The sequence below is a fragment of the Streptomyces sp. NPDC021225 genome, from assembly GCF_044332865.1.
In the GTDB taxonomy this organism is placed as follows: Bacteria; Actinomycetota; Actinomycetes; order Streptomycetales; family Streptomycetaceae; genus Streptomyces.
Genome location: NZ_JBIRPV010000002.1, coordinates 15,156 through 31,033 on the forward strand (window position 1 = coordinate 15,156; position 15,878 = coordinate 31,033).

The 15,878-nt window shown below is 72.4% G+C and carries 14 protein-coding genes and 1 pseudogene; 6 read left to right on the forward strand and 9 right to left on the reverse strand.

Annotation, left to right across the window (positions count from 1 at the left end; translation table 11 throughout):
* Position 1: 1 nt before the first annotated feature.
* Positions 2 to 1,537: a CehA/McbA family metallohydrolase gene (locus ACH4S9_RS08125; RefSeq protein WP_398370605.1), complete on the reverse strand. Its 1,536-nt coding sequence runs from the start codon at positions 1,535 to 1,537 to the stop codon at positions 2 to 4.
* A 153-nt stretch (positions 1,538 to 1,690) separates the two neighbouring features.
* Between ACH4S9_RS08125 and ACH4S9_RS08130 the strand changes: the two genes are divergently transcribed.
* On the forward strand, positions 1,691 to 2,539 hold the full coding sequence (locus tag ACH4S9_RS08130; protein WP_398370607.1) for a TIGR03619 family F420-dependent LLM class oxidoreductase: 849 nt from the start codon (positions 1,691 to 1,693) through the stop codon (positions 2,537 to 2,539).
* Between the two features lie 157 nt (positions 2,540 to 2,696).
* Entirely contained in the window at positions 2,697 to 5,300 is a 2,604-nt protein-coding gene (locus ACH4S9_RS08135; RefSeq protein WP_398370609.1) for a bifunctional FO biosynthesis protein CofGH, read from the forward strand.
* A 93-nt stretch (positions 5,301 to 5,393) separates the two neighbouring features.
* On the opposite strand, the gene ACH4S9_RS08140 is transcribed toward ACH4S9_RS08135, so the two are convergent.
* From ACH4S9_RS08140 to ACH4S9_RS08155, 4 genes and pseudogenes are all read right to left on the reverse strand, one after another.
* Entirely contained in the window at positions 5,394 to 6,095 is a 702-nt protein-coding gene (locus tag ACH4S9_RS08140; RefSeq protein ID WP_398370611.1) for a type 1 glutamine amidotransferase, read from the reverse strand.
* Positions 6,092 to 6,376, reverse strand: coding sequence for a hypothetical protein (locus tag ACH4S9_RS08145; protein ID WP_385350970.1), 285 nt, complete (start codon positions 6,374 to 6,376; stop codon positions 6,092 to 6,094). Before ACH4S9_RS08145 ends, ACH4S9_RS08140 begins: the two co-directional genes overlap by 4 nt.
* Positions 6,377 to 6,449: 73 nt before the next feature.
* A pseudogene (locus ACH4S9_RS08150) lies at positions 6,450 to 6,530 on the reverse strand (hypothetical protein); the annotation flags it as partial.
* A 59-nt stretch (positions 6,531 to 6,589) separates the two neighbouring features.
* Entirely contained in the window at positions 6,590 to 6,736 is a 147-nt protein-coding gene (locus ACH4S9_RS08155) for a hypothetical protein (protein ID WP_385350973.1), read from the reverse strand.
* 110 nt (positions 6,737 to 6,846) lie between these two features.
* Between ACH4S9_RS08155 and ACH4S9_RS08160 the strand changes: the two genes are divergently transcribed.
* The gene (locus tag ACH4S9_RS08160; protein ID WP_311730228.1) at positions 6,847 to 7,731 is read left to right on the forward strand and encodes an NAD(P)-binding domain-containing protein; all 885 of its coding nucleotides are present in this window, start codon (positions 6,847 to 6,849) and stop codon (positions 7,729 to 7,731) included.
* A gap of 233 nt (positions 7,732 to 7,964) precedes the next feature.
* Positions 7,965 to 9,107 carry an ADP-ribosylglycohydrolase family protein gene (locus ACH4S9_RS08165; RefSeq protein ID WP_398370614.1) on the forward strand — a complete coding sequence of 381 codons (1,143 nt, stop codon included), beginning with the start codon at positions 7,965 to 7,967 and terminating at the stop codon, positions 9,105 to 9,107.
* Here the strand turns inward: ACH4S9_RS08165 and ACH4S9_RS08170 are convergent.
* Entirely contained in the window at positions 9,092 to 10,423 is a 1,332-nt protein-coding gene (locus ACH4S9_RS08170; RefSeq protein ID WP_398370616.1) for a glycosyltransferase 87 family protein, read from the reverse strand. The genes ACH4S9_RS08165 and ACH4S9_RS08170 overlap by 16 nt on opposite strands.
* Positions 10,424 to 10,599: 176 nt before the next feature.
* Between ACH4S9_RS08170 and ACH4S9_RS08175 the strand changes: the two genes are divergently transcribed.
* Both ACH4S9_RS08175 and ACH4S9_RS08180 read left to right on the forward strand, forming a co-directional pair.
* The gene (locus ACH4S9_RS08175) at positions 10,600 to 11,043 is read left to right on the forward strand and encodes a nuclear transport factor 2 family protein (RefSeq protein WP_398371785.1); all 444 of its coding nucleotides are present in this window, start codon (positions 10,600 to 10,602) and stop codon (positions 11,041 to 11,043) included.
* Between the two features lie 82 nt (positions 11,044 to 11,125).
* A complete protein-coding gene (locus tag ACH4S9_RS08180) occupies positions 11,126 to 11,647 on the forward strand; it encodes a DUF1772 domain-containing protein (RefSeq protein ID WP_398370618.1) in 522 nt (173 codons plus the stop codon).
* Positions 11,648 to 11,689: 42 nt separating this feature from the next.
* Here ACH4S9_RS08180 and ACH4S9_RS08185 read toward each other — a convergent pair whose 3' ends face one another.
* From ACH4S9_RS08185 to ACH4S9_RS08195, 3 genes are all read right to left on the reverse strand, one after another.
* Positions 11,690 to 13,261 (reverse strand): sodium:solute symporter family protein, encoded by a 1,572-nt coding sequence (locus ACH4S9_RS08185; RefSeq protein ID WP_398370620.1) that lies wholly within the window; start codon positions 13,259 to 13,261, stop codon positions 11,690 to 11,692.
* Between the two features lie 358 nt (positions 13,262 to 13,619).
* The gene (locus ACH4S9_RS08190; RefSeq protein WP_311730233.1) at positions 13,620 to 14,402 is read right to left on the reverse strand and encodes an SDR family oxidoreductase; all 783 of its coding nucleotides are present in this window, start codon (positions 14,400 to 14,402) and stop codon (positions 13,620 to 13,622) included.
* A gap of 211 nt (positions 14,403 to 14,613) precedes the next feature.
* Complete coding sequence (locus tag ACH4S9_RS08195) at positions 14,614 to 15,795, reverse strand: PLP-dependent aminotransferase family protein (protein WP_311730234.1); 1,182 nt, start codon at positions 15,793 to 15,795, stop codon at positions 14,614 to 14,616.
* Positions 15,796 to 15,878 lie beyond the last annotated feature (83 nt).

Below are 15,878 nucleotides of genomic sequence, written 5' to 3' on the forward strand. Positions count from 1 at the left end.
GCTACCGCTCGCCCAGCCAGATCGGGTTGGTCATCGCCGCCATCGGGCCCGGTATCCCGGACGCGCCGCCGTCCGCCGGGGCGTGGCGCACCTCGGCCCGTACATACGCGGCGTAGGACGGCGTCGTACGCCACTCGGCGGTGGCGGAACCGGAGTCGGGGACCGCCGTGCCGAACAGCTGGCCCTGGTCGGTGATGAGCCGGATCGAGCAGCCCCGGCCCACGCCGGAGACCTTCAGCCGGACCGTCACCTCGTCCTGCCGGCCGACCTTCAGCCGCTCGCCGATGCCCGCGTGCTCCCCGCGGCCGCCGACCGCCTCGAGAGTGAGGTCGATCGCCGAGGACTCCGCGATCCAGCAGCGCCCGGCCCGGATGCCGTCCTGGATCGCCGTGCGGGACAGGTCGTCGGCCAGCACGACCGTCTGCGGGAACCCGACGACCTGCGGCTCGCGGTGCGCGTCGCTGTGGCCCACGGCGGGCAGCCAGCGGCCCTCGCCGCGGGCGGCGGCCACCAGGGTGTTGTCCCACTCCTGCACCGTGACCTCGTCGTCCGGGGTGAAGTCCGCGTTCCACACCTCGACCGCGTCGGCGTCGTTGAACCCGAACTTCCAGTTGCAGCCCACACAGGTGCCGTGCGGATGGGCCGGGATGACCAGGCCGCCCGCCTGCCGGATCTTGCGGGCGTACTTCCCGAAGGCGTTGTCCCGGGCGCGGTAGCGCCAGTCGATGAAGACGCCCGGGTCGGTGCCGAGGGCCACCACATGGCCATTGCGCGTGGTGACCTCCTCGCCGGTGAGGATCAGCAGGTCATCGCCCCACAGACCGGCCCACGCCGGGTGCGAGGAGGTGGTGTTGTGCTCGGTGGTGGTGATGAAGTCCAGCCCGGCGGCCCGGGCGGCGGCGGCCACCTCGGCCGGGGTGCGCTTGCCGTCGGAGTGGACCGTGTGCAGATGGGAGTCGCCCCGGTACCAGGCCCGCCCGCGCCCCTTGGCCCGCTGCGGCGGATACACCGGCTTCGGGGTCTCGCCCGGCTCGCCGAACCGCAGCGTGACGGTGACCTTGTAGTCGAGGCCCTGCGGGGCCACCGTGTACGGGCCGAGCACCACATGCCAGGTGCCCGCCCCGACCGGCCCCGCCAGATACCCGGGCGTCGCCTGCTCGGCGCTGATCGCGAACTCGGTGCGGGCGCCGCCCGACCAGCCGCGGAAGCCGCGCCCGCCCAGGTCGGTGCCGCGCTCGTCGAAGATGCCGATGTCGCAGGCGTTTCCCTGGGTGCCCGCCGGGACCGCCGGCCTCTCGTACGAGTACGAGACGGCGATCTCGCGCACCCCGCGCGGGACTTCCACCGGGAGATACACGAAGTCCGGCGAGCCCGTGGGCAGATGGCCCGTGACCGTCTTCGTCCGCTCCCCGCTTCCCTCGCTCCCCCCGCTTCCGCCGTCCCGCTCCTCCGCCTGGGCGAAGGTCACCGGATCGAGGGTCAGCATCCCCGCCGCGCCCGCCAGGGCGGAGAGTCTGAGTACCGAGCGTCGCTGCATGAGTGCCCCCTGAGGCCGTTGTGCGGTCCGTCACCAGCGCTCACACCGTTGTACGCGGGAGTGACACGTACGGAAAGGCCTGTGGATAACTCGATGGCGGTGAGGGAACATACGCGCAGCCACATCCGGCCCCCCACGGAGGTGCAGCCCGCCATGCGGATCGCGACCACCATCTTCCTCACAGACGAGACCGTACGCCCCACCTGGCTCGCCCGCGAGCTGGAGAGACGCGGCTTCGCCGGCCTCTATCTCCCCGAGCACACCCACATCCCCGTCAGCCGGGACACCCCCGCCCCGATGGGCGAGCCGCTGCCGCGTCACTACGGGCGCACGCTCGACCCGTTCGTGGCCCTCGGCCAGGCGGCCGCGGTCACCGAGCGGCTCGCACTGGGCACCGGCATCGCCCTGGTGGCGCAGCACGACCCCATCGCGCTCGCCAAGCGGATCGCCACCCTCGACTTCCTCTCCGGCGGGCGGTTCACCTTCGGTATCGGCTACGGCTGGAACGTGGAGGAGGCGGCCGACCACGGCGTCGACTGGCGCGGCCGGCGGCAGCTCGTACGGGACCGGGTGGCGCTGATGCGCGCGCTCTGGGCCGAGGAACCCACGGCCCACAGCGGCGCGTACGGCTCGGTGCGCGCCAGTTTCGCGCACCCCAAGCCGCTGAGTGCCCACCCCGCGACCGGGCTGCCCGGCCCGCGCACCCTGATCGGCGGCACGGCCGGGCCCCGGCTGTTCGAACACATCGCCGCCTATGCGGACGGCTGGCTGCCGGTCGGCGGCCGCGGCCTGACCGAGACCCTGCCCGTGCTGCGCCGGGTGTGGCAGGAGGCGGGCCGGGACCCGGCGGCGCTGGAGGTGGTGCCGTTCGGGGTGGAGCCGTCGCCCGGCAAGCTCGCGCACTACGCCAGCCTCGGAATCGAGGAGGTCGTGGTGCAGCTCCCGGCGGGTGAGGAGGGCGAGGTCCTGCGGGCGCTCGACGGGTACGCGCAGTACTTGTGACGGCATGCGGGACCCGTCCCGGAGGCCCGCCTCCGCGTTCGTCTCCCATACCCCTGTCCGTATTCCCGCCCGCGTGCTCGAACTGGCGTGAGGAGACCCACAACGCCGCAGGCCCGGGCGGTCTGGCAGTGTCAGATCCCGCTCGTATGCTCGGAGAATGACCACGAGCGCGCAGGGATCCGAGCCGTCCGCCCAGACTGCCCCCACCGCCAACGCGATGCGCCGCGCGCTCAAACGCGCCCGGGACGGCGTGGCGCTGGACACCGCCGAGGCGGCGGTGCTGCTCCAGGCGCGCGGGGCGGACCTCGCGGATCTGACGGCCTCCGCGGCCCGGGTCCGCGACGCGGGCCTGGAGGCCGCGGGCCGCCCCGGGGTCATCACCTACTCGCGCAGCGTCTTCATCCCGCTGACCCGCCTGTGCCGGGACAAGTGCCACTACTGCACCTTCGTCACCGTCCCCGGCAAGCTGCGCCGCGCCGGCCACGGGATGTTCATGTCGCCCGACGAGGTCCTCGCCGTCGCCCGGCGCGGGGCCGAACTGGGCTGCAAGGAGGCGCTCATCACCCTCGGGGACCGCCCCGAGGACCGCTGGCCCGAGGCCCGCGAGTGGCTGGAGGCCGAGGGCTACGACGACACCATCGCGTACGTACGGGCCATCTCCATCCGCATCCTGGAGGAGACCGGGCTGCTGCCGCACCTCAACCCCGGCGCCATGACCTGGACGGACTTCCAGCGGCTCAAGCCCGTCGCCCCCTCGATGGGGATGATGCTGGAGACCACCGCCGAGCGGCTGTGGAGCGAGCCCGGCGGCCCGCACTACGGCTCCCCGGACAAGGAGCCCGCCGTGCGGCTGCGCGTCCTGGAGGACGCCGGGCGCAGCTCCGTCCCCTTCACCAGCGGGCTGCTGATCGGGATCGGGGAGACCTATGAGGAGCGCGCGGAGTCGCTGTTCGCGCTGCGCCGCGTCGCACGCTCCTACCACGGCCTCCAGGAGGTCATCGTCCAGAACTTCCGCGCCAAGCCGGACACCGCGATGCGCGGCATGCCGGACGCGGAGCTGGACGACCTGGTCGCCACCGTCGCCGTCGCCCGCCACATCCTGGGCCCCACCGCCTGCATCCAGGCGCCGCCGAACCTGGTGGACGGGGAGTACGCGCGGCTCATCGGCGCCGGCATCGACGACTGGGGCGGCGTCTCCCCGCTGACCATCGACCACGTCAACCCCGAGCGCCCCTGGCCGCAGGTGGACGAGCTCGCCGAGCACTCCGCCGCCGCGGGCTTCCGGCTGCGGGAACGGCTCGCGGTGTACCCCGAGTTCGTCCAGCGCGGCGAGCCCTGGCTCGACCCGCGGCTGCTGCCCCACGTCAACGCCCTGGCCGACCCCGCCACCGGCCTGGCCCGCGAGGACGCGATGCCGGTCGGCCTGCCCTGGCAGGAGCCCGACGAGGGCTTCACCGCCTCCGGCCGCACCGATCTGCACCGCACCATCGACACCGAGGGCCGCACCGGCGACCGCCGCGACGACTTCGACGAGGTGTACGGCGACTGGGAGGCGCTGCGCGAGGCGGCGGCGCCCGGCATGGCCCCGTCCCGTATCGACGCCGACGTCCGCGCCGCCCTGTCCGTCGCCGCCGACGACCCCACCCGGCTGACCGACCCCGAGGCGCTGGCCCTCCTGCACGCCGACGGCCCGGCGCTCGACGCGCTGTGCCGGATCGCCGACGACCTGCGCCGCGCGACGGTCGGCGACGACGTCACCTACATCGTCACCCGCAACATCAACTTCACCAACGTCTGCTACACCGGCTGCCGTTTCTGCGCCTTCGCCCAGCGCCGCACCGACGCCGACGCCTACACCCTCTCGCTGTCCCAGGTGGCCGACCGCGCCCAGCAGGCCTGGGACGTCGGCGCGATCGAGGTGTGCATGCAGGGCGGCATCCACCCCGACCTGCCCGGCACCGCCTACTTCGACATCGCGCGCGCCGTGAAGGAGCGCGTGCCGGGGATGCACGTCCACGCCTTCTCCCCGATGGAGGTGGTCAACGGCGCGACGCGCACCGGGCTGTCCATCCGCGAATGGCTGACCGCCGCGCGCGAGGCGGGCCTCGACACGATCCCCGGCACCGCCGCCGAGATCCTCGACGACGAGGTCCGCTGGATCCTCACCAAGGGCAAGCTGCCCACCGCCACCTGGGTCGAGGTCATCAAGACCGCCCATGAGCTGGGCATCCGCTCCTCGTCCACGATGATGTACGGCCATGTGGACCAGCCCCGCCACTGGCTGGGCCATCTGCGGCTGCTGGCCGGGATCCAGCAGGAGACGGGCGGCTTCACGGAGTTCGTGACGCTCCCCTTCATCCACACCAACGCCCCCGTCTACCTCGCCGGCATCGCCCGCCCCGGCCCCACCGCCCGCGACAACCGCGCCGTCACCGCCATGGCCCGGCTCCTGCTCCACCCGCACATCCCCAACATCCAGACCAGCTGGGTCAAGCTGGGCGCGGAGGGCGCGGCCGAGATGCTCCGCTCCGGCGCCAACGACCTGGGCGGCACGCTGATGGAGGAGACCATCTCCCGCATGGCGGGCTCCTCCTACGGCTCGTACCGCTCCGTCCAGGACCTCGTGGCCATCGCCGAATCCGCCGGCCGCCCGGCCCGCCCCCGCACCACCACCTACGGCGAGGTCCCGGCCGAGCGCCAGGCGGCGGCCCTGGCCTCGGACGGACATCTGCCGGAGCTGCTGCCGGTGCTCGGCGACTGAGGGCGCGGCTCCAACGCCAGCGAATTCGTGGTGAGTATGGGACGGCGACACGCCGTAGCGTCGGCGTGTCGCCGTCCCATACTCACCACAAACTCAGGCGTGGGCCCGCACGACGGCGGCGAAGTTGCCCGCCAGCCGACGCGCGGAGTCCGTCGACGCGGGCTCCGCCGTCTGGGCCTCGGCGCGCAGGGCGGCCAGGTCAAGACCCGTCTCGGCCAGCGCCGCCTCGTCCCAGCCGGCGAGCCGGTCCGCGCCGGCCTCGGGGTGGAACTGGACGCCCCAGGCACACTCCCCGACCCGGAACGCCTGCACCTCACACGCGTCGCTCCGGGCCAGATGAGTCGAGCCGGGCGGAAGGCGGGTGATCTGGTCGCGGTGGTTCTGGATGACGCGGAACCGCCGCGGCAGCCCCGCCAACAGCCGGTCCGCTCCGGCCTCTTCGCGCAGCTCGACGGCGCACGAGCCGCGCTCCGGCAGCCCGTACGCTCCCTCCACCCGGCCGCCCTCCGCCACCGCCAGCACCTGGGCCCCCAGACAGATCCCGAGCAACGGCACCCCCTCGGCCACGGCCCGGCGCGCGAGGGCCCGCTGGGCCGGCAGCCAGGGCGCATGCGCGTCGTCGTCCGGCAGAAACCCGCCCCCGAGCAGCACCACGGCGTCGTACCCGGCCGGATCGGCCGGAGCCTCGGGGCCCGCCAGCTCTTCTACGGCCAGCCCCTCGTCGCGCAGCCACGGCAGCAGCCGGCCCGGCCCGCTGCGCTCGGCGTTGCGGACCATCAGCACTCGTGGGCTCACCGCGCGTCCCGGGGTTCGGAACCCGTGTCGGCCGGCCCGCCCTCGACCGCCGACAGCCCCTCCGCCTCCGCGTCCAACCGCTCCCGCTCCTCCTCACCGAGGAACGGCAGCAGCGCCCCGCAGTCCCGACAGGCCCGCGCGAAACCGGCGTGGAACGTCGGCCGCGCCTTGAACGTCCCTGGGCGGGGAAACCTCAGCCGCAGCCGGTCGTGCATCGAGTCGGACGACGTGAGCTCCCCGACCGGGCTCAGCCGCCCGGATCCGCATATCGCGCAACGCATGGCGGGAACGATACGCCCGGCCGCCCGCCCGTTCGGATCCCGACGCGCACGGGCAGCGCGTCCCGCCATGCCCTCAAGCCGCCAGCCGCGCGACCGCTCCCGTCTCGAGCGCCGCCCAGAGCGCGCCGTCCGGACCCACCGTGATGCCGTGTGGACCGGTGTGGCGTTACTCCTCGAAGTCCTGATAGCCGTACTCGGCGAGGCGATCCCCGATCAGCAGTACGGCTTCGTCGTCCGGCCCCGCGAGCTCGCCGATGAGCGGGGGACCAGGGTGGCGGCGACGAAATGGGCGTCCTTGCGGGATCCGCCCGGGTCCACGCCGAAGGCCAGATCCCTGCATACCTGGAGGTAAGTACGCACTTTTTTGTGGGTACTTGAGTCCGGCCCCGGCGGATAACAGGATCGACGAGAGCCCGGCGCGCAGGGGAATTTTCAGGGACTCGACAATGAGAAATGAGAGTGATCCTGTCATGGCAGGCGAAAACCGTATGCCGGTGACGGTCATCGGGCTCGGCGCGATGGGCCAGGCACTGGCCGGGGCATTCCTCGATGCCGGTCATCCCACGACCGTGTGGAACCGCTCCGCGCACAAGGCCGACGCCCTCGTCGCCCGTGGCGCGGTGCGGGCCGGGACGCCGGCCGAGGCGGTGCGGGCCGGCGGTCTGGTGGTGGTGTGCGTCGTGGACTACGCGGCGAGCCAGGCGATCCTCGGGCCGCTGGCCGCGGAGTTGGCGGGCCGGGTGCTGGTCAATCTGACCTCGGACACCCCCGAGCGGGCCCGCGAGGCCGCCGCGTGGGCGGCGGAGCACGGCATCGACTACCTCGACGGGGCGATCATGGTGCCGGTCCCGGTCATCGGCTCGCCGCAGGCCCTGCTCTTCTACAGCGGGCCGCGGGAGGTGTTCGAGGCGCAGGAGGCGACGCTGCGGGCGCTGGGCGGAAACAGCCGTTATCTCGGCGCGGACCACGGGGTCGCGCCGCTCTACGATCTGGCCCTGCTCGGTCTCTTCTATTCCAGCATGGCCGCCATGCTCCATTCCCTCGCCCTGGTGGGCGCGGACAAGGTCACCGCGAAGGAATTCCTCCCGTACATCAAGGAATTCCTCGCCCTGCTGCCCGCAATCGCGGACCAGGTCGCCGATGGCATCGACAACCGCGACTATCCGGGGGATCTGGGAAATCTGGCGATGGAGGCCGCGGGCGTCGATCACATCCTGGAGGCGAGCGAGACCCGGGGCCTGGACTCCGAGCCGCTCGCGGCCGTCCGTGCCCTGATGGGGCGGGCCATCGCCCAGGGCCATGGCGGGGACGGCTTCGCGAGCGTCATCGAGGTCCTCGAAAGGCCGAGCGTCTAGCCTCACCCCGTACCGCGCCCGCTGGGCGAAGCGGCCGGGTCCGGAAGGTCGGACCCGGCCGCTTCGCCTGTCCAAATGATCTTTAAGCGGCACCTTGTGTTAGCCCCGCGTTTCGGAATGAGGCGATCCGTAGGGCCCGCCGTGTTGACGCCTTCACAATCATCGGCGGATCGAAGGCGATCAATCGATGTCCATTACAGTGCGAAGCCTGTCCTACGGCCGTTCGTGCAGCGATGGAGAGGGGCGAGGTCGTGACGGCAACCGCCAGTGCGGCGACGGGCGTATGGGGCCGCGCCGAGCAGCAGGACTTCCGCAGCCGGGTGCGCGGCTGCCTGCTCGGCGGTGCGATCGGGGACGCGTTGGGCGCGGCGGTCGAGTTCTCCTCGCTCGCCGATATCCGGGCGGAGCACGGCCCCGAGGGCGTCACGGACTTCGTCCCGGCGTACGGGCGGCGCGGCCGCGTCACCGACGACACCCAGATGACGCTCTTCACCGTCGACGGGCTGATACGCGCGCAGGTGCGGCGCGACACCGGCGCCTGGCATCCGCCCACCGACGTCCACGCCGCCCACCGCCGCTGGTACGCCACCCAGCGCGACTGGGGGCCCGACGAGCGCCGGCAGGACACGGGCTGGCTGGGCCGCGAGGAGTGGCTGTACGCCCAGCGCGCGCCGGGCCGGGCCTGTCTGACCGGGCTGGCCGACGACGCCATGGGCACCCTGGACAGCCCCAAGAACCCCGACTCCAAGGGGTGCGGCGCGGTGATGCGCTCGGCGCCCTTCGGGCTGCTGGTGGGCTGGGAGCCGCAGCTGGTGTTCCAGCTGGCCATCGAGTGTGCGGCGCAGACCCATGGGCACCCCACCGGCTATCTGTCCGCCGGGGCGTTCGCCCTGATCGTGCACGGGCTCGCGCGCGGCGACGCGCTGGACGGCGCGGTGCAGCGGGCGCTGGCCCACCTGGCCACCCGCCCCGGCCACGAGGAGACCACCGACGCGCTGCGCTACGCGCTCGGCGCCGTACGGCAGGGGCTGCCCACGCCCGAGCGGGTGGCGTCCCTGGGGGAGGGCTGGACCGGGGACGAGGCCCTGGCCATCGGGCTGTACTGCGCGCTGGTCGCCGAGGACGTGCGCCACGGCCTGCTGCTCGCCGTCAACCACGGCGGGGACAGCGACTCCACGGCGGCGGTGTGCGGCAACATCCTGGGCACGCTGCACGGCGAGACCGCGCTGCCCCCCGCGTGGCTGGCGGAGTTGGAGGGGCGCGGCACGATGCTGGAGCTGGCCGACGACTTCGCGATGGAGATGACGCAGGGCCCGGCCCTGCACGGCCCGGCGGCCTCCGCCCCCGCCTGGCTGGCCCGCTACCCGCGCGCGTAGCTCGGCCGGGCGGGGCGCGGGGCGCCGCCGCCAGGGGTGTGCGGCGGCCGGGTGCGCAGGGCCCGTACGGTCAGCCGCGCGGCGATGGCCAGGAAGACCGCGCCGATGACCGGGTAGACGGCGGTGAGCAGCATCTGGCCGGGGTTCTGGTGCAGTTCCACGCGCTCCGGCAGGTCATGGGGCACATACCACATCATGAAGGAGCAGAACAGCAAAGCGGTCACCGCCGTGAGACACCTCCACCGCGCGGTGCGGCGGCGCAGCGCCTCCGCGCCGAGCAGCAGCACCATGGGCACCGCCCACACCCAGTGGTGGGACCAGGAGACGGGGCTGACCATGAGGGCGGTGACGCCGCAGGTGACCGCCGCCCACGCCCGGTTGCCGGGCAGCCGGCCCTCCGCGAGCTGGGCGGCGACGGCGACGGCCAGGCCGGCGCAGGCGAACAGGGCGGCAGCGGCGAGCCACCACAGGCCCGGGTCGGGGGTGTGCAGCAGGCGGGCGAGGACGCCGCGCAGGTTCTGGTTGCCCGCGCCCTCGACATCGCCCGGCCGGTCGGTCGCGAACAGGATCTCGGTCCAGTAGCGGTGGGAGTCGTGCGGCAGCGCGAGAGCCGCCAGGACCACGGTGCCGGCGAACGCCCCGGTGGCCACCGCCGCCCGGCGCAGATGCTCGTTCCAGAACGGGCCGTCGGACCGCAGCCGCCGCACCCCCTCGACCAGCCCGGCCAGCGCGAGGAAGACCGCGAAGAGCGCCGGGGTGATCTTGATGCCCGCCGCGATGCCCGTGCCGACCCCGGCCCAGTGGTGGCCGCGGTGCCCGGACCGCCGGGTCAGGTCCCACAGCACCAACACCGTGACCAGCAGATTGATCTGCCCGTAGCGCAGCGTCGTCCACACCGGCTCGCACCACACGCCGACCGCGGCCAGGGACAGCACGGCCGCCGCCCTGGGCACCACGCGCGGGCGGCCGATCAGGCGCAGCGCCAGATGGACGAGCGCGACCATCAGGGCGAGGTTGAACGCCGTCGCCAGCGTCCGCATCAGCCCGGTGCCCAGGAAGGTCAGCGGGGTGAAGAGGAGCGCGGCGAACGGGGGATAGGTGTTGGGCAGGTTGTGCACGGTGGCCCGCATGTCGTACAGGTCCAGGGCGTTGCGCACGGTCCAGCCCTCGGCGCGGTAGACCATCAGGTCGACCATCGACACCTGGGCGGCGCGCTGCGCGATCCAGAAGCCCGTGAAGGACACCAGACAGAAGACCGCCGCGCAGAGCGTGGGCCGGCGGAGCCGGGAATCGGTGATCGTCGGTGTCGCGGTCACGGGGGAAGAGCTCCAGGTCCACGGGCGGCGGCGGTCGGCACGGAGGGCCGACGATAGTACGTACGGAAGTGGCGCTCGGCCGGGGGCCATTACTCCGCGGGTAATCGACGTCTCTCCCCGGCCCCGCGAGGATCGTGCCCAGCACCGAGCGCACCACCGCACAGGAAGAGACCGAGATGGCAGCCACGACCGACACCACCGACGTCATGACAACCGAGCGCACCCGCGCCACCGTCCAGGAGTTCCTGACCCGGATGGCGGCCGGCGACCTGGAGCGCCTCGGCGCGCTGTTCGCCGAGCGCGTCGACTGGCTGATCGCCGAGAACCCGGACGTCCCGTGGATCCGCCCCCGCAGCACCCGCGCCGACGCCGTGGCCCACTTCCGCGAGCTGGCCGAGAGCCTGGCCCCGGACCCGGACGGGAACACGATCGACGCGATCGTGGTGGAGGGGACGGAGGCCACGGTGACGGGCGTCCTGGCCGGCACCGTACGCGCCACGGGCAAGCCCTACCGGTCCCCCTTCGCGGTGCGGGTGACCGTAGAGGACGGGATGATCACCCGCTACCGCGTCTACGAGGACAGCCGGATGTTCGCCGCGGCCTGCACGCCTGACGCCTGAGGGGCATGCGCCTGGACGCTCGCTTATGCGGGCGAGCCTTTCGGCCATGGCCCGTCTCACCGCGCGGCGCTTGACTGAGGGCATGATGAACCACCACGCCCTCCAGACCCCCGTGCTGATCGCCGCCACCGTGGCCACCGGCCTGAGCGCGGGCCTGTTCTACGGCTACGCCTGCTCCGTGATGCCGGGTCTCGGCCGGGCGGACGACCGTACCTTCGTCGAGGCGATGCAGCGGATCAACGTGGCGATCCTCAACGGCTGGTTCGCCCTGGTCTTCGGCGGTGCGCTGGTGCTCTCGGTGCTGGCCGCGGTCGCGCATCTGCGCGGCGACGGGCGGCCCGCGCTGCCGTGGATCGTGGCCGCGGTCGCCCTCTACCTGGTGATGCTGGTCATCACCTTCCGGGTCAATGTGCCGCTGAACGACGCGCTCGACGCCGCCGGCCACCCGGACCGGATCGGTGATCTCGCGGCGGTGCGCGAGCGGTTCGAGGAGCGGTGGGTGCGCTGGAACGTGGTCCGCGCGGTCACCTCCACCGCGGCGTTCGGCCTGCTGGTCGGGGCCCTGGTGGTGAGCGGACGAGGGGCACCGCGGGGCGGGATCTGAGCCGATCCACGGTGCCGCCCCACGGTGCCTGCCCGCCGCTGGTCAGTCCGTCGCGCCGGCGACCGACTCGCGACCGGCCGCGCCACGCTTCGGCACCGACCGCGCGGCACTCGCCGAACCCGGCCCGTCGTCATCCGAGTTGAGCGAGTCGAGAATGGCGTCGCGCTCCGGGGTGTCCTCCGGCTTGATGAAGCCGATCACGATGTAGAGCACGAGCGAGACCGCGAGCGGGATGGAGACCTGGTACTCCAGGTTCACTCCACCGTCGATCGCGTCGTTGATCGGGTAGTTCACGAGATAGAAGGCGAACAGCCCCAGCGCCCAGCTGACCAGCGCCGCCGTCGGGCCCGACTTGCGGAACGGGCGGAGCAGGCCGAGCATCAGCGGGATCGCGATCGGGCCCATGAGCCCGGCGACCCACTTGATCACCACGGTGATGATGTCCCCGAAGAAGTCCGAGTTCACCTGGGTGGCGATGGCCATGGACAGGCCGAGGAAGAGCAGCGTGGCATAGCGCGCCGCGAGCAGCCCGGTGCGGGTACTCCACTCCCGTACGGACTTGAAGATCGCGGGCATGATGTCCCGGGTCACGACGGCCGCGATGGCGTTGGCGTCCGAGGAGCACATGGCCATCGTGTGCGAGAAGAAGCCGACGACGACCAGGCCGAGCAGGCCGTGCGGCAGCAGGTCCTGCGCCATCAGCGCGTACGAGTCGGCGGGCTTGTCGGTCTTGATGATCAGCGGTGCCACCCACATGGGGAAGAACAGCACCAGCGGCCAGACGAACCACAGGGCGGCGGAGAGACGGGCCGAGCGCTTGGCGGAGTGGGCGCTGTCGGTGGCCATGTAGCGCTGCGCCTGGTTCCACATCCCGCCGTTGTATTCAAAGGTCTTGATGAACAGATAGGCGAGCAGGAAGGTCATCGTGTAGGGACCGACCGTCGGCTCGTGATGGGTGTCCGGCAGGTCGTCCCAGACGCCCCACAGCGCGCTCACGCCGCCCAGCTTGTGGAGCACGGCCACCAGCATCGCGACGCCCGCGATGAACTGGATGACGAACTGGCCCAGTTCGGTGAGCGCGTCGGCCCACAGCCCGCCGACCGTGCAGTAGATGGCGGTGACCACACCCGTGATCAGAATGCCCTGGTTGAGGGAGATATCGGTGAAGATGGACAGCAGGGTCGCGATGGCTGCCCACTTGGCGCCCACGTCGACGATCTTCAGCAGTACCCCGGACCAGGCGAGCGCCTGCTGGGTGGGCGGGTTGTAGCGGTTCTTGAGGTATTCGAGCGGCGAGGCGACGCGCAGCTTGCTGCGTACCCGGTTGAGCCGGGGCGCGAAGAGCTGGGAGCCGATCGCGATGCCGATGGCGATCGGGAATGACCAGGTGACATAGGAGGTGATGCCGAATTGGTAGGCGATGGCCGCATAGCCGGTGAACATGACCGCGCTGTAGCCGGACATGTGATGGGAGATGCCGGAGAGCCACCACGGCATCTTGCCGCCGGCGGTGAAGAAGTCGCTGACGTTGTCCACGCGCTTGTGGGACCAGACTCCGATGGCGATCATCACGCCGAAGTAGCCGATGAGTACGGTCCAGTCGAGGCTGTCCATGCCCCCTCCAGGGGTCCGTCTTATGAACAGGACCGCACTTCGCCGCGACGTTCGTCATGGGCGGGTTCCCCCGAGCGGGAGCGGGGTACTTCCGGGATTGAACCGCTTGTTCGGGCGGCCGGTCAAGAGATATCCGGTCACGAGTGTGAACAGGAATCAGGGCACAGAACGATTTTGCTCGCTCTTGACCTACCGGGCAGTTGTCGTGAACGCGTCCGCGAACCCACGATGAGCGGGCACTTCGCCAGACGCACGCCCACGCTCGACCGCTATCGGACGGGCCGTACGGGAGCGGGATCCCGTCAGGCCGGAGGAGGAGGGTGCGACCCCTTGCGCGACCCCCTGTGCAACGCTCGCGTCACCGCATCAGTTCACCGGCGTTGACCAGCAACGACTGGCCGGTGATCGCCCGGGCCCGGTCGGAGGCCAGAAACACCGCGGCCTCCGCCACGTCCCCGTCCGTCGCCAGCTCGGGCAGCGCCATCCGCCCGGCGAGCCGGGCCAGCACCTCGGCCTCCGGCACGCCCTCGGAGTGCGCGGCGAAGGTGACGTACGCCTGCACCGGCGGGCCCCACATCCAGCCGGGCTGCACGGTGTTCACCCGGACGCGGTGCGGGCCCAGCTCGCGCGCCAGCGAGTACATCGCGGAGACGAGCGCGCCCTTGGAGGCGGCGTACGCGGCCTGTCGCACCTGGGTGGGGGCGGCGACCGACGACTGCGTGCCGATCATCACCACCGAGCCGCCGTTCCGCTTGAGCGCGGGGAGGCAGGCGCGGGTCATCCGGAGCGTGCCGAAGAGGTTGGTGTCGACGACCCGGCTCCATGAGGCGAAGTCGGCCTCCTCCAGGCCGCCCATGTAGCTGTCCAGCGCGGCCACATGGATGACGGCGTCGATCCCGCCGAAGCGCTCGACCGCGAGCGCGGCGAGGGCCTCGCACTGCGGCTCGTCCGCGATGTCGGTCGCGCGCCACGCGGTGTGGCCGCCCCCGGGGTCGGCCTCGGCGGCGGCCTTCGCCAACTGGGCCTCCGTGCGTGCCCCGAGCACGGCGTTGCCGCCGTCCCGCACGCATGCCGCCGCGACCCGCAGGCCGAGGCCGGGGCCGACTCCGGAGACGATGACGGTCTTGCCGCGCAGCAGCATGGGGTGCCTCCCCGAGATGATCGCGATGACCCGACAGCCGCAGGTCTGACGTAGCGTCAGATCCACGGCGGCGTCAGGCTAGGGCGCGCGCCTCGAGAAGGCCATACCGCACGCAAGCGGATCTCTCCCCGGTCCCGCCCCTTCCCGCGGAGCCGCACATGGGCAGGGGCCGGGAAGGGGCGGGGTGGAGGAGAGAGCCCCCGGACACCCCTTAGTGGAGCGCCTTCGCGAGGCGGCGGAGGCCTTCCGCGATCTCTTCCGGGGTGTGGGTCACGAACGTGAGCCGCATCGTCGCCCGGTCCGGCTCGCCGGCGAAGAACGGCGCCCCCGGCACATACGCCACATCGTGCTCGACCGCCACCCGCAGCCGCTCCGTCGCGTCGTACCCCTCGGGCAGCGACGCCCAGATGAACATGCCGCCATCGGGGCGGTTCCAGCGCGAGCCCTCGGGCAGGGCCTCGCCGAGGCCCGCGAGCAGCGCGTCGCGCCGCTCGCGGTAGGCGTCGCGGACGCGGGCGAGGTGGGCGTCCAGGTCGGAGTCCGTCAGATAGCGCGCGGCGGCCATCTGGTCGACCGTCGTGCTGTGCAGATCGGCGGCCTGCTTGGCGATGACGCAGGCGCGGCGGAGCGCCGCGGGGGCGCGCAGCCAGCCGAGCCGCAGCCCCGGCGCCATGATCTTGGAGAAGCTGCCCAGCAGCACCGTGCGGTCGGCGGCCTCCGGGCGGCTCGCGATCCACGGCACCGGCTCGCCCTCGAAGCGCAGCTCCCCGTACGGGTCGTCCTCGACGATCCACAGCCCGCGCCGCTCCGCGACCTCCGCCACCGCGCGGCGGCGCTCGGCGGGCAGGGTGCGGCCGGTGGGGTTCTGGAAGGTCGGGATGGTGTAGAGGAGCTTGGGCCGCTCCCGCTCGACCAGCGCGTCGAGCGCGGCCGGGTCGAGGCCGTCCTCGTCGCCGGGCACGGGCACGATCCGCGCGCCCGCGAAGGAGAAGCACTGGAGCGCGGCGAGATAGGTCGGGTTCTCGACCAGGACCACATCGCCCGGCTCCAGCAGCGCGGTCGCGAGCAGGGTCAGCGCCTGCTGCGAGCCGCTGGTGACGAGCAGCTCGTCGGGGTCGGTGGGCAGCCCGCGCGCGGTGAGGCGGCCCGCGGTGGCGGCGCGCAGTCCGGGGTCGCCCTCGGTGGTGGAGTACTGAAGGGCCCGGCGCGGGGCCTCGGTGAGGACGCGCGCGAAGGCCTCCCGTATCGGCTCCGCGTCGAAGAGCTCGGCCGCCGGGAGCCCGCCGGCGAAGGAGATCACCTCGGGGCGAGCGGTGAGCGCGAGGATGTCGCGTACCGGGGATCCGGCGACCGAGGCGGCGCGGGCGGCGAGGTCGGGGAGGGCGGCACGCATGGGGCTCCTTCGCTCGTATGAACGCATTCCGTTGGGCGTACGAGGCTTGTCGTAGGCAGCCTAAAGAGATCACTGCATTGCGC